We start from the raw sequence: 14,173 nt of genomic DNA, 5'->3' as shown, positions 1-14,173 counted from the left end.
ATTAGACTGTTATTGTGTAACCTGACGCAGAGGTGCCAACGTCATCAAAATAAAAATCGATTCTTCCTAGATTAACACCAAAACAACCAACTTGGTTCACCAATATTTCCCGACCGGATTTATTGGTTACAATCGTGGGTTTTTCCAAAAAAGTGTGGGTGTGGCCGCCAATGATCAAATCAGTATAGCTGGTTTTTTTTGCCAGTTTTAAATCATCGGGTTTGTCTGGATAGGCATACTCATAGCCTAGATGTGAAAGGCAAACCACTAAGTCGCACTGTTCTTCTTGTTTTAGTTTTGTTTCCATCTCTATCGCAAGTTCGTACGGATCCAAATATTGGGTCTCTTTATAGAGCTGTTTCGTGACCAGTCCGTCCAGCTCAATTCCCAAACCATATACGCCTATTTTTATACCGTCCTTTTCATAGACCTTATACGGTTGCGTTAGACCGTCCATGACCGTATTTGAAAAATCGTAATTGGAGGTAATAAACTGAAATTTAGCGTAGGGCATTTGTGCTAGGAGGCCACCGATACCGTTGTCAAAATCATGGTTGCCTATAGTGGAGGCGTCATAATTGAGCATGCTCATGAGTTTAAATTCCAATTCGCCCCCATAAAAATTAAAGTAGGGGGTACCTTGAAAAATATCACCGGCATCAAAAAGAAGCGTGTTGGGATTCTCTGTACGGATGCTATTTACGAGTCCCGCCCTTCTAGCCAAACCACCAAGTCCGGGAAATTCAGCATGATGATTGGGAAAAGCATCGATATGGCTATGAACGTCGTTGGTGTGCAAAATGGTGATATGTTTTTTGCTCGATGCCGTACAGGAATCAAGACCTAGGCCACCTAAGGTTAAAAGACTAGAGGAAGCGGCCGTGGTGCGTATAAATGTCCTTCTTTTCATATTACTGTACTTGATAATATCTAAGGTCTACCTTCGGGGCCAAGGTATCGACTTTAGAAAAATAGTCGATCATGGCGTTGCGAATCTTATAATCGGTTTCGGTTTTGGACAGCGCTTCCTTAAAAAAGTTCATGTTATCACCACCGGTGACCAAATAATCGGAAGTAGCCACATAATAACTACGCTTAGGGTTCACAGGTTTTCCTTTGATTGTAAAGCTTTTTACGCTTTTATCTTTGTTCAGGATCAGTTGCATTCCCGCCACAGGATGCGCCCTTTTCGATTGAATCAAATAGTCGACCAGTTTGAATAACGTTTCCCCTTTGAGCTCAACCACTATAACGTAATTTTCAAAAGGCATTACTTCATAAGCCGTGCGGGCGGTAACCTTTCCTTTGGATATTCCTGCTCGTATGCCGCCGTGATTTAATATTACAAAGTCAATATCATGGCCAGTACGTTTTTTGAAAATTGGTTCGGTTTGACTTAAGACGATGTCTGCCATTAGATTTCCGGCGGTCGTATTGAATTCACCGTCGGTTTTAGAAATGGTGTACGGTGCATACGCCAGTGTACTGTCTAAAATTTTCTCAACATGATCGTGATAAGGGGTAATGAACCCTTGGATGGAGTCTATACTGGTGTAGGTACTATCTATAGAAATTTGTTTTGCTGCAATTTGGGTGAGCTGTTTAGAAGCGTCACCGCAGGAAACCAGCATTATAAATGTTACAAATACAACAAAATGTTTTATTTTTAAAATACCAAAGTGTATTAACTTCGCCATAGAGTTGCAGGGATATTATTTACATTTGTGAAAATGTAAAAATACATGTTTTTAAAAGGAATTACGGACAAGTTCAAGCAGAAATCTGGCCGCAAATTATTAAAACAATTGTTGGTAAAACCTGTTTCAGTGGCTCATGAGAGTAAGGGGATACGTTCTTTGGGCTGCATTGTGGACTTGGATAGATTTGAAAAATCTGAAGTGTTCTTTCAATTTTTAGAAGAGTTTTCATTGAGGCCAAATGCAGTGAAAATTATCGGGTATAAGCGATTCTATGACAAGAACTCACCTTATTCCACTCCCGTTTTTTCAGATAAGGATTTGGGGTGGAACGGAGAAATAGAAAATAGTTACGCCCTTGAATTTTTGGGTAGGGAATACGATCTGTTGGTCAATTATTATAATGAAGATAATCTTTTATTGAACTTAATGTCGGCAAAGACGAAGGCCCGTATAAAAGTGGGTTTTAAAGACATAGGTCCCGAATATAACGATTTGATTATGGACATGCCTTTGGGGGATTTTCAGACCTTTAAAAAAGAGTTGAAAAAGTACTTGGGTATATTTAAAGAAATTTGATTATGAAAGAATTACAGGGTGCAGGAGTAGCGTTGATAACGCCTTTTAAAAAAGATGGTTCAGTGGATGTCGTGGCCCTGAAAAATGTGGTGGCACATTGTATCGAAGGAAATATAGATTACTTGGTAGTGCTTGGAACTACGGCCGAATCGGTAACCTTGACCAAAACTGAGAAGCAATTGGTTATGGATACCGTTGTGGAAGCCAATGCGGGAGCCTTGCCTTTGGTAATCGGAGTGGGGGGTAATAATACATATGCATTAGTGGAAGAATTAAAGACCTTGGATCTTTCGGCATACTGCGCCATACTATCGGTATCCCCTTATTATAACAGACCTACCCAAGAAGGAATTTATCAGCATTTTCAGATGCTTTCCCACGCCTCACCATTACCTATCATTCTTTATAACGTACCTGGCCGTACCGGAAGCAACATGTTGCCGGAAACCGTAATACGGTTGGCCAAGAATTTCGATAATATAGTGGCGGTAAAAGAGGCTTCGGGTAATATGAATCAAATTTTGGAACTTATCGAAAAACGTCCCCAAGGTTTTATGGTACTTTCAGGAGACGATATTGCTGCTGTTGCAACCATTCTGGCCGGTGGCGAAGGTGTAATTTCCGTTATTGGGCAAGGAGTTCCTCAAGAGTTCTCAAAAATGGTCCACTTGGCCCAAGAAGGAAACGAGGTCGAGGCCTACAAATTACATTACAAATTGCAGGACGGTATGAAGTTGATATTTGAGGAGGGTAATCCGGCTGGCATTAAAATTATTTTTGAGTGTTTGGGTATTGCGAAGTCCTACGTGAGGCTGCCCTTGGTCGCTGCCACAGATTCCCTGAAGCACCGCATTGTATCTTTTATGGAATCGGTTATTAAAATAACCGTTTAAAGTTTCGTTAAATCTTTTCAAAATTAGGGGGTTTGCCGTTTAAAGCCATTATTTTTATTGGTTCAATTTGTTTTTAAATCCGAACAGAATCACTAATTTTGCAAAATATTTTTTAGAATGAGGCGAATATTTCCATTGCTATTGATTTCCATTGCTTTACAATCGTGTAGTGAGTACCAAAAGGTGCTTAAAAAAGATGATTTAAAAGCTAAATATGACCTAGCGGAAAAATTTTATGAGGAAGGTGATTATAAGCGGGCGAACCGTTTGTATGAGCAGATTGCTCCGAAGTATGTAGGGAAACCTCAGGGAGAGCGTGTGATGTTCTTTTTATCGGACACCTATTTTAAGCGTGAAGATTTCAATATGGCTGGATACCAGTTCGAACGCTTCATTAAATCGTATCCAAAAAGTGATAAAGTTGTAGAGGCTTCCTTCTTGGGGGCAAAGAGCTATTATGAATTGTCTCCCGTATATTCGTTAGACCAAACAGATACGGACAAGGCACTGTTGAAATTGCAGAATTTCATCAATACCTATCCAGATTCTGAATATTTTGCAGAAGCCAACGTTATGGCTAAAGAGCTTACAACGAAAAAAGAGCGTAAAGCCTATAAAATAGTAGAGCAGTATAACCGTTTAGGGGAATTCAATTATGATATGTTGAAATCTGCGGTAACGGCAAGTGATAATTTTATATCGGATAACCCTGGTTCTGTATACCGTGAGGATGTAATGTTCATAAAATTGCAAGCACTTACCCATATGGCTATGAATAGTTTTGAAAGTTTGAAGGAGGAGCGTTTAAAAAGTGCAAAGGCGGCTTATGCGTCACTTAAAAAACAATACCCAGAATCAAAGTTCGATAAAGAAGCTACAAATCTTCTAGAAAAAATAGATAAGGAATTACAGCGGTTCCAAACTGTTGAATCAAAATAATAAACAATTATGAATATGAACGATTTAAAAAACTCCAAGGCAGCGGTATCAACGGTAACCATCAACCGTAACGAGTTTGATGATAAAACCGAAAATATTTACGAAGCTATTTCCATTGCAGCGAAACGCGCAGTTCAGATCAACTCAGAGATAAAGAAAGAGCTGTTGGAAAAATTGGAAGAGTTCGCTACCTATAGCGATAGCTTGGAAGAAGTTTTTGAAAACAAGGAGCAGATTGAAGTTTCTAAATTTTACGAAAAATTACCAAAACCTCATGCCATGGCAGTAGAGGAGTGGTTAATGGATAAAATATATTACAGGAATACCGAAAAAGACGCATAAGGAAGTATGTTGAACGGCAAGAACATCCTTTTAGGCATAACCGGGGGGATAGCTGCTTATAAAACAACATTCCTAGTTCGTTTATTCATAAAAGCTGGCGCTAACATTAAGATCATTCTTACGCATAGTGCCAGTTCTTTTGTTTCTCCACTTACCTTGGCAACGCTGTCAAAAAACCCTGTAGTTTCAGATTTTGTAAAAACTGAAGCCCATATGACCGATTGGAACAACCATGTCGAATTAGGTCTTTGGGCAGATTTAATGATAATTGCCCCGGCTACCGCCAATACCATGTCCAAAATGGCATCGGGATCCTGTGATAATTTGTTATTGGCGGCTTACTTATCCGCCAAGTGTCCTGTTTATATTGCACCTGCTATGGATTTGGACATGTACAAACATCCCAGCATCAAAAGTTCGATGGAAGCCTTGGTTTCTTACGGGAATAAAATAATACCCGCTAAGAATGGAGAACTTGCGAGCGGCCTCCACGGAGAAGGTCGGATGGCAGAACCAGAGGAAATTATCGCTTTTATAAAAAACAATATTCGCTCAGGGTTACCTCTTTCGGGTAATAAGGTATTGATTACGGCAGGGCCGACGTATGAAGCAATAGATCCCGTACGTTTTATAGGAAATCATTCTTCAGGTTTAATGGGTTTTGAATTGGCAAAAACTGCGGCTAGTTTAGGAGCGGAGGTATATTTGGTAACAGGCCCCACTCATTTATCGATACAGCATGATAATATTCATGTCGTAGATGTTGTCTCTGCTGAGGATATGTATCACAGCACCAAAATGTATTTCGAAACTTCTGATATCGTTATCTGCGCGGCCGCGGTGGCAGATTATAGGCCAAAACAAGTGGCTGATCAGAAAATTAAAAAATCGGATGATACTTTGACCTTGGAGTTGGTAAAGAATACAGATATTCTAATGTCCTTGGGGCGGCAAAAAACCAGGCAGTTTCTGGTGGGTTTTGCCTTGGAAACAGAAAATGAAGTGGAGAATGCAACTGGGAAAATGAAACGGAAAAATTTAGACGCCATTGTTTTGAATTCGATGCAAGACAAAGGAGCTGGATTCGGGGTACCTACCAATAAAATTTCTTTCATAGATACCAATTCCACCATAACGACGTTTGAATTAAAGACCAAGGCAGAAGTTGCCATGGATATCTTCAATGAAATTATTAAAAGACGTCATGCGTAGGGTTGTTTTTTTATTGATTTTCTGCTTCGTGGGTATAGGGGCAATGGCACAGGAACTCACCTGCGCCATTACCGTGAATTCCGATCAATTATCACAAGGAGATTTAAAGGTATTTAAGACCTTGGAGCGTTCTTTGAACGATTTCGTGAACAAAACGAAGTGGACCAATAGGGTCTATAAGGAGAATGAACGTGTAAATGCACAAATGTTCATTACCATTACAGAATATGAGTCCAACCGATTTAAGGGGACGATTCAGATTCAGTCTTCCAGGCCGGTTTATAACACATCTTATTCTACACCTATTTTTAATTATAAGGACAATCAGTTCAATTTCCAATATATTGAATTTCAGCCCTTGATTTTTAATCCGAACCAATTTGAATCCAACTTGGTGAGTGTACTTTCGTATTATGCCTATATTATTTTAGGACTTGATGCGGATACTTTTTCGCTCGAGGGGGGAACGGAATTTTACAGGAAGGCGCAGAATATCGTGTCCCTGGCCCAAGGCGGTAATTCTGCCGGATGGAGCCAATCTGCAGATTCTAACCGTAGTCGCTTCGAGTTAGTTGATAACCTACTTTCCAATACCTATAGAGAGTACCGCATAGCCATGTACAACTACCATAGGAAGGGCTTGGACATTATGTCCGATAATAATAGTACGGGTAAACAGGTCATTGCCGGGACCATGAACTTATTCCAGACCATGATAAATAGAAGGCCCAATGCCTTCTTGATTTCTACCTTCTTCGATGCGAAATCCGAAGAGATTCAAAATATATTTTCTGATGGCCCAAAAGTGGATATCGTAAAATTAAAGGAAACATTGAATAAAATTGCACCCTTGTACGCTAGTACGTGGAACGATATTAAATATTGAACCTTTTTTCAAAACGGAATATAGATTACCTTTGAGAATCTAAATTTCAAAATAGTGCTTTCCACTCTTTCCATTACAAATTATGCGTTGATCGACAGTCTTGAAGTAGGCTTCGATAAAGGTTTTACGGTGATTACCGGTGAAACGGGAGCGGGTAAATCGATTCTTTTGGGGGGTCTGTCTTTGGTGTTAGGGAAAAGGGCCGATTTGTCTTCACTTCGGGTGAAGGATGAAAAATGCATCATCGAAGCGTCGTTTAAAATTGCGAATTACGGACTTCAGGAGTTTTTTGAGGAAAATGATTTGGATTATGATGCCAACACGGTCATCAGGAGGGAGATTTTACCCAGTGGAAAATCGAGGGCATTTATTAACGACACACCGGTCACGCTCGATGTACTTTCACAATTAGGGGAAAACCTTATTGATATCCATTCCCAACACCAGACCATGCAATTGACAGAAAACGACTTTCAGTTAAAGTTGGTCGATGCACTTGCGGGCAATCAAAAAAGGTTGGCGGAATATTCTAGCGGCCTCAAAACCTACAGAAAGGCCCAAAAGGAACTGAATGGGTTGATCGAAGTTCAAAGCACTGCCAATAAGGAGCATGATTACAATACCTTTTTATTGACCGAACTTGAAAATGCTCCCTTAAAAGTTGGAATCGTTGAAGAGCTTGAGGAAGAATACGAACAGTTGAACAATGTGGAACTTATCATAGAACAGTTGTCTAAAGGCGACCAATTGTTCAATGACGAGCAAATGGGGGTTTTGCCTTTGGTGACCGAAATGCGCCAGTCTTTGGCTAAATTAGTGAACTTTGGGTCTAATTATAAAGACTTATACCAACGGGTTCAGTCTGTCTTGATAGAGTTGGATGATGTTAACTCAGAATTACAACGAATTCATGAAGGTGTAGAAGCGAATCCTGATGCTTTGGAAGCGGTGAGTGCAAAACTACAATTGCTTTATAATCTTTTGAAAAAACATAACGTCAGTGAAGTTTCAGAATTGATTGTTATTAAGAATGAGCTAGCGGACAAAGTTTTCGAGACAGCGCATCTAGATGAAAAAATAGCGTTAAAAACACGGGAATTGCAGGACATGGAATCTGTCTTGGAGGAACAGGCGGTTGTGCTTCGGGAAAAGCGAAAAGAAGTCATACCAGAATTAAAGGCCAAACTGGAAGGTGATCTGGCCCAACTTGGTATGCCGAGCGCATCGTTTGAAATCGGTTTAAGTCCCTCAGATTCATTCACCGCTACAGGAATGGACGAGCTATCCTTCTTGTTCACTGCAAATAGGGGCGGCAGCTATGGAGAATTGAAAAAGGTAGCCTCAGGAGGTGAGTTGTCAAGAATTATGCTAGTCATCAAGGCTATTTTGGCCAAGTACGAAAAGCTACCCACTATCATGTTCGATGAAATTGATACTGGGGTTTCAGGTGAAATATCCAATAGAATGGCGGACATTATGAAGGACATGAGCAATGATCTACAGGTATTTTCCATTACCCACTTGCCACAAGTCGCATCTAAAGGAAATCATCATTTTAAAGTGTTCAAGACCGAAGGAGCGGAGCGTACCATGACCAATATGAAAAAACTGAATACTGAAGAAAGAGTGGTGGAGTTGGCACATATGTTGGGCGGCAAGGACTTATCAGATTCTGCTTTGGCACATGCAAGGCAACTTTTGAATTGAGGTTTTTACAACAAGCTACAATTCTATTTTAACATATTTTAGATATCTTTGAACCGTAACATAAACATTAGAATCGACCATCATGGGATATAATTTATTAAAAGGAAAGAGGGGAATTATTTTTGGAGCATTGGACGAAAATTCCATTGCATGGAAAACGGCGCAAACAGTACACGATGAAGGTGGTACTTTTGTTTTGACAAACGCCCCGATCGCCATGAGAATGGGTCAAATAGATGAGTTGGCCAAGAAGACCGGTTCAGAAATTATTCCTGCGGATGCTACTAGCGTTGAAGATTTAGATAATTTGGTAGCCAAGGCAACCGAAATTTTAGGTGGGAAATTAGATTTTGTATTACACTCTATCGGAATGTCCGTTAACGTACGAAAAGGTCGTGCCTATACAGATGAGAAGTATGATTTCACCGCAAAAGGTTGGGATGTATCTGCACTTTCATTTCATAAAGTTTTACAATCGCTTTATAAAGCGGACGCCATGAACGAATGGGGGAGTATCGTTGCTTTGACCTATATGGCGGCACAACGTACCTTTCCAGATTATAATGACATGGCCGATAATAAAGCGTACTTAGAATCGGTTGCGCGTAGTTTTGGGTACTTCTTCGGTAAAGAAAAGAAAGTTCGTGTAAATACTATTTCGCAGTCTCCAACAGCAACTACGGCTGGTCAAGGCGTAAAAGGGTTTGATGGCTTTATCAGTTATGCCGAGAAAATGTCTCCTTTAGGAAATGCGACCGCACAAGATTGCGCCGACTATACTGTAACTTTATTTTCTGATTTAACCAAGAAAGTTACCATGCAGAATTTATTCCATGACGGAGGTTTCTCCAATACAGGGGTAAGTCAAGAAGTCATAGAGAAATTCTAATCCGGTTTTCTATTTCATAGGAGCCCCGTCATAAAAGGAAAGTAATAATGGAATTATCGTTTTCTTTTATCATTCCCGTATATAATAGACCCAACGAAATCAAGGAACTGTTGGCGAGTCTTATCACACAAACTTTTGATAAGCCTTTTGAAGTGGTTATTGTAGAAGACGGTTCCACGGTTTCATCGGCAGCTATCGTTCAGGAATATGCAGATAGTTTGAACATTTCCTATTATCAGAAACCGAATTCCGGTCCTGGCGATTCCCGTAATTACGGCATGGAAAAAGCAAAAGGGAACTATTTTATTGTGCTGGATTCTGACTGTATTCTTCCACCGGAATATCTAATGGAGGCCGAAAAAAGTCTAAAGGCCGAATTTGTACACTGCTATGGGGGTCCCGATGCGGCCCATGAATCTTTTTCTAGCGTTCAGAAGGCCATAAATTATGCAATGACTTCTTTTTTTACGACAGGGGGCATACGTGGCGGTAAAAAAGCGGTTGATAAATTTCAGCCCAGAAGTTTCAATATGGGGATTTCAAAAAAAGCTTTTGAAGATGTTGGGGGTTATGGAAATATACATCCTGGGGAAGATCCAGATCTCACTATTCGTATTTGGAACAAGGGCTATGAAACCAAATTGATTCCAACGGCTTATGTCTTTCACAAAAGACGGATTGATTGGAACAAGTTCTATATACAAGTGAATAAGTTCGGTATGGTAAGGCCGATATTGAACCAATGGCATCCAGAAACAACCAAAATCACTTATTGGTTTCCGACGTTGTTCTGTTTTGGGTTTCTGATTTCACTGGTGTTGGCACTTTTGGGACATGCAATTCCTCTTCTTTGTTACGGATTGTATTTTGGAGTGTTACTATTAGATGCGCTTTTAAAAACTAGAAACTTAAAAGTAGCACTATTCGCCTTGTTCGCAACAGGAGTACAATTTTTAGGATATGGATACGGGTTTTTAAAATCTACCCTTTATCTTAAATTTGGCAATAAGAAACCAGAGCTGTTATTTCCAAAATTATTTTTTAAAACTAATTAATGAAGCTTTTCGTAGAATGGATAAAAACAGGATTGAAAAAAAGGAAAGTGAAGGTTTTCCTCCTATTTCTACTGTGCGCTACGCTTGCTTGGTTGATTAACAAACTATCCCAGCAATATACCAGTAATACCATTTTCCACATTACTTATGTAAATATTCCTAAGGAATTTATTTTAGCGAATACCCCTAAAAAGGAAATTCAAGTACGCTTAAGGGCTGTAGGGTTTCAATTTTTAGGATATGGTTTAAAGCCAAAGAAAATTAATTTGGATGTAAGCAAGGTTATGCATAGAGATAATACCTATTATCTTACAGAAGATCAGATTCAGATTCAGTTAGAGGCGCAACTGAACAATAACAGTACCTTGGTCGATTTTGACGGTGACCTTATTTATTTTGATTTTACCTCTTTGGAGTCAAAGAAGGTACCTGTGAAAGCTGTTGTTGATTTAACCTTTTCTAATAACCATATTCTAGAAGGGGAATTGATCCTATCGCCAGATTCTATTAAAGTTACTGGGCCTAAAAGTCAAATTGATACGATTCAAAAAATTGAAACAAAACTATTTAAGCGTAATAATTTAAATAATTCGTTTTCAACAGCCGTCCCATTAAATTTACCTAGTAATTTAAACGCAACTAACTTCTCACCCCAAAACATAACTATTGAAGGTACTATCGTAAAGTTCTCTGAACAAGTAGTGAAAGTGCCGGTGAGCGTTATTAATTTACCTAAAGATGTAAAGGTGCGAACCTTTCCTGAGATTGTAGAAGTGCGTTGTCAAGGAACTTTAGAGCGTTTAAAAGAGCTCGAAGTTGAAGATTTCTTTGTGGTCGCAAATTATTTGAATGTCTCAAAGGAAAATGGAAATAGGCTTCCCATAACGTTAGAGCGCTACCCTAAATCGTTGAACAATGCATTTCTAAACACCAATGAAATTGAATTCATATTGCGAAGGGAATGAAAATAGTTGGATTAACAGGAGGTATTGGAAGCGGTAAATCTACCGTAGGGGAACTATTCAAAGCACTTGGTGTTCCCGTTTATAATTCAGATGAAAGGGCCAAATTTCTTATGAATACTTCAAAAAAGCTGAAGTCCCGAATTATTCAGCTCTTTGGGGAAATGGCTTACGATGATACTGAACTCAATCGAGCTTTTATAGCTAAAAAGGTTTTTAATGACACAGAATTATTAGCTCGACTCAATGCCATAGTACATCCGGCAGTACGAAAGGACTTTCTTAAATGGGCAAAACAACAGGAAACTCCGTATGTAATTCAAGAAACTGCGCTATTATTTGAGAATAAATTACAAGACTTCTATGCGAAAACAATACTTGTTTTTGCCCCACTGGAACTACGCATAGAAAGACTTCTTACCCGAGACAATAGTACACGTGAGCAGATTGAAGCCCGAATGAAAAATCAATTGGATGACCTCGCTAAATTGGAATTGGCCGATTATTCCATTGAAAATATTGATTTAGTAAGAACCAAATCGAAAGTTAAAAATCTACACCAGCTAATTCTTGCTGATTGTTAGTGATTTAGCAATTTTAACATTTTTGTTAAGGTTAGGTTAAACGTATGATTGTCTACCTGTATAATCTTTAATTTTAACACCCAATGAACAAAAAGTTATTTGTGCTCTTGGTAGTTCTAATGAGCCTTTCTCTTATTGGTCTGATTTTCGTTCAAAGTTTTTGGATAAAAAATTCCATTGATAGTGCAGAAGAACAATTTTCTAGTAATGTTTCCGAAGCATTGAACAGTGTCACCACCAAAATTTCAGAAAGAGAATCCAAAAACTACTTTGATAAATATTTAAATGCGAAAGATAGCATTGGTGAGTTAAAAGGTTCACAACTAATTAATTTTTTTTTCATTGATAGGGATGTTAACTCTAACGAAATTCTGTTATACGAACACGGAATTTTAGAAGAGGATTATGGCATCTCTTCCACGTTCTTTGATAGTAGTGAAGGTGCCGATACCACCATCGTTAAGAACTATACGAGTAAACGAACAACTTCTATTTTTAAAGAAGATTTCGACCTAGAGGGTAACCGGTTTCGTTTGAACCCCATTCAACGTATAGAGAAAATAGGGGGGCTGAATAAAATGGAGAAGGCCGCTATGGAAGAAATGTTCATGGTGCATGCGAAACGTGTGCCGATTCATAAAAGGGTTTCTAAACAAGAAATAGAATTGTTGTTACAAAGGGAACTTGAGAATAGGGGGGTTGATATTAATTTTGAATATGGTGTTTATAGTAACGGTTTACCTACCAAGATAAAATCACCTAGATTCAAATATGCCGAGACCAATATTTATAAGTCTCCTATGTTCGTTGATTTTGAAGGGGTTTCCAATTTTGATTTATTGGTTTCCTTTCCCAAAAAGAAACGGTTCTTGGTGCAATCGATTTTGGGCTTGGCCATGCTCTCGTTACTTTTTACGCTTATTATCGTCGTAGCCTATTCGGGAGCCATATACCAATTAATCCGTCAAAAACAGATATCGGAAATAAAGACCGATTTCATCAATAACATGACGCATGAGTTTAAAACGCCAATAGCGACGATTAATTTGGCGGTAGAAGCCATTAGAAATCCGAAAATTATTGGAGATCAAGAAAAGGTATTGCGGTATTTGCAGATGATTCGTGATGAAAATAAACGTATGCATGCTCAAGTAGAAAATGTATTGCGTATTTCAAAGTTGGAGAAAAACCAGTTGGATATTAGCAAAGATAGGGTAGATGTGCATGATATTATAGAAGATGCGATAACCCATGTCGAATTGATCGTTGGCGATAGGGGGGGGTACGTTCATACGCACTTAAATGCAGAACGATCAGAAGTCTTGGCTAACGAAATGCATTTTACGAATGTAATTGTAAATATGTTGGACAATGCTATAAAGTATTCTAACGAAGCACCTAAAATCGATGTGTTTACAGAGCGCGCAAAGAATTACATTATAATCAAGGTTCAGGATCAGGGATCAGGTATGAGTAAAGCTGTTGTAAAGAAAGTCTTTGAAAAGTTTTATAGGGAACACACAGGAGATATACACAATGTTAAAGGGCACGGTTTAGGCCTTGCTTATGTTAAAAAAATAGTTGAAGATCACCAAGGTGAGGTTTACGCTGAGAGTGAGAAAGGAAAAGGAAGTACATTTTACATCAAACTGCCATTAATATAAATACTATGGAAACAATAAATAAGAAAATACTTTTAGTTGAGGACGATCCAAATTTCGGAATTGTTTTGAAGGACTACTTGTCAATGAACGATTTTGATGTCACGTTGGCGAAGAATGGAATGGAAGGTTTTGAGAAATTCAAAAAGGATAATTTTGATATCTGTATTTTGGATGTAATGATGCCCTACAAAGATGGGTTTACCTTGGCAAAGGAAATTCGAGAAAAGAACGAGAATGTACCTATTGTTTTTCTAACGGCAAAAACAATGAAAGAAGATGTGCTTAAGGGATATAAGGCAGGTGCAGATGACTATTTGAACAAGCCATTCGATTCTGAGGTCTTGTTGATGAAACTTAAAGCTATTTTGCAACGTAAGGCTTCTAACGGACTGGCAGACAGCAAAAAATTTGAATTCTCAATTGGTGGATTTCATCTTAATTCTAAATTAAGGTTCCTTAAATATAAAGATGAGGAAGCCATTAAGCTATCTCCTAAAGAAAACGAATTATTGCGTTTACTGGCCTTACATGAGAATGATCTAATGCCAAGGGAATTGGCATTGACCAAGATTTGGAGAGATGACAATTACTTTACATCTAGGAGTATGGACGTATATATTGCGAAACTACGTAAGTACTTAAAGCGTGACGATACCGTTGAAATTTTGAATATTCATGGTGAAGGTTTCCGTTTGGTCATTAAGACCGAAGGAGAATAAACCAATTGAATGATCCGTTATAAAAAAGCATCCCGAACGGATGCT

15 protein-coding genes are annotated in these 14,173 nt (G+C 38.7%); 13 read left to right on the top strand and 2 right to left on the bottom strand.

The annotated features are described in order from the left end of the window. Position 1: 1 nt before the first annotated feature. Positions 2-910, bottom strand: a complete 909-nt coding sequence (locus ACNR9Q_RS13480) for a bifunctional metallophosphatase/5'-nucleotidase (RefSeq protein ID WP_419211741.1) — start codon at positions 908-910, stop codon at positions 2-4. 1 nt (position 911) lies between these two features. After that, on the bottom strand, positions 912-1,697 hold the full coding sequence (locus ACNR9Q_RS13475) for a 5'-nucleotidase C-terminal domain-containing protein (RefSeq protein WP_419211740.1): 786 nt from the start codon (positions 1,695-1,697) through the stop codon (positions 912-914). Positions 1,698-1,742: 45 nt separating this feature from the next. Between ACNR9Q_RS13475 and ACNR9Q_RS13470 the strand changes: the two genes are divergently transcribed. The 13 genes from ACNR9Q_RS13470 (at position 1,743) to ACNR9Q_RS13410 (ending at position 14,128) form a co-directional block, all read left to right on the top strand. Next, positions 1,743-2,276: a DUF6913 domain-containing protein gene (locus tag ACNR9Q_RS13470; protein ID WP_419211739.1), complete on the top strand. Its 534-nt coding sequence runs from the start codon at positions 1,743-1,745 to the stop codon at positions 2,274-2,276. A gap of 2 nt (positions 2,277-2,278) precedes the next feature. Further along, positions 2,279-3,169, top strand: coding sequence for a 4-hydroxy-tetrahydrodipicolinate synthase (gene dapA / locus ACNR9Q_RS13465; RefSeq protein ID WP_419211738.1), 891 nt, complete (start codon positions 2,279-2,281; stop codon positions 3,167-3,169). 117 nt (positions 3,170-3,286) lie between these two features. Beyond that, positions 3,287-4,108: an outer membrane protein assembly factor BamD gene (locus ACNR9Q_RS13460; RefSeq protein ID WP_419211737.1), complete on the top strand. Its 822-nt coding sequence runs from the start codon at positions 3,287-3,289 to the stop codon at positions 4,106-4,108. 15 nt (positions 4,109-4,123) lie between these two features. After that, positions 4,124-4,450 carry a DNA-directed RNA polymerase subunit omega gene (locus ACNR9Q_RS13455; protein ID WP_419211736.1) on the top strand — a complete coding sequence of 109 codons (327 nt, stop codon included), beginning with the start codon at positions 4,124-4,126 and terminating at the stop codon, positions 4,448-4,450. 6 nt (positions 4,451-4,456) lie between these two features. After that, positions 4,457-5,662 (top strand): bifunctional phosphopantothenoylcysteine decarboxylase/phosphopantothenate--cysteine ligase CoaBC, encoded by a 1,206-nt coding sequence (gene coaBC, locus ACNR9Q_RS13450; protein WP_419211735.1) that lies wholly within the window; start codon positions 4,457-4,459, stop codon positions 5,660-5,662. Further along, a complete protein-coding gene (locus tag ACNR9Q_RS13445) occupies positions 5,655-6,548 on the top strand; it encodes a DUF4835 family protein (protein WP_419211734.1) in 894 nt (297 codons plus the stop codon). Before coaBC ends, ACNR9Q_RS13445 begins: the two co-directional genes overlap by 8 nt. 54 nt (positions 6,549-6,602) lie before the next feature. Further along, positions 6,603-8,255 (top strand): DNA repair protein RecN, encoded by a 1,653-nt coding sequence (gene recN / locus ACNR9Q_RS13440; RefSeq protein ID WP_419211733.1) that lies wholly within the window; start codon positions 6,603-6,605, stop codon positions 8,253-8,255. A gap of 82 nt (positions 8,256-8,337) precedes the next feature. Beyond that, on the top strand, positions 8,338-9,144 hold the full coding sequence (locus ACNR9Q_RS13435; protein WP_419211732.1) for an enoyl-ACP reductase FabI: 807 nt from the start codon (positions 8,338-8,340) through the stop codon (positions 9,142-9,144). A 47-nt stretch (positions 9,145-9,191) separates the two neighbouring features. Next, positions 9,192-10,199: a glycosyltransferase gene (locus tag ACNR9Q_RS13430; protein WP_419211731.1), complete on the top strand. Its 1,008-nt coding sequence runs from the start codon at positions 9,192-9,194 to the stop codon at positions 10,197-10,199. Next, on the top strand, positions 10,199-11,164 hold the full coding sequence (locus ACNR9Q_RS13425; protein ID WP_419211730.1) for a CdaR family protein: 966 nt from the start codon (positions 10,199-10,201) through the stop codon (positions 11,162-11,164). Before ACNR9Q_RS13430 ends, ACNR9Q_RS13425 begins: the two co-directional genes overlap by 1 nt. Then, positions 11,161-11,745, top strand: a complete 585-nt coding sequence (gene coaE, locus ACNR9Q_RS13420; protein WP_419211729.1) for a dephospho-CoA kinase — start codon at positions 11,161-11,163, stop codon at positions 11,743-11,745. The genes ACNR9Q_RS13425 and coaE overlap by 4 nt, the downstream gene beginning before the upstream one ends. Positions 11,746-11,828: 83 nt before the next feature. Beyond that, positions 11,829-13,409: a sensor histidine kinase gene (locus ACNR9Q_RS13415; protein ID WP_419211728.1), complete on the top strand. Its 1,581-nt coding sequence runs from the start codon at positions 11,829-11,831 to the stop codon at positions 13,407-13,409. 5 nt (positions 13,410-13,414) lie between these two features. Further along, positions 13,415-14,128, top strand: coding sequence for a response regulator transcription factor (locus ACNR9Q_RS13410; protein WP_419211727.1), 714 nt, complete (start codon positions 13,415-13,417; stop codon positions 14,126-14,128). Positions 14,129-14,173: the final 45 nt, after the last annotated feature.

It is taken from the genome of Maribacter sp. X9 (assembly GCF_048537565.1).
In the GTDB taxonomy this organism is placed as follows: Bacteria; Bacteroidota; Bacteroidia; order Flavobacteriales; family Flavobacteriaceae; genus Maribacter.
Note: the sequence above shows the minus strand (reverse complement) of the source record. Positions and strands in the feature narration are given on the sequence as shown.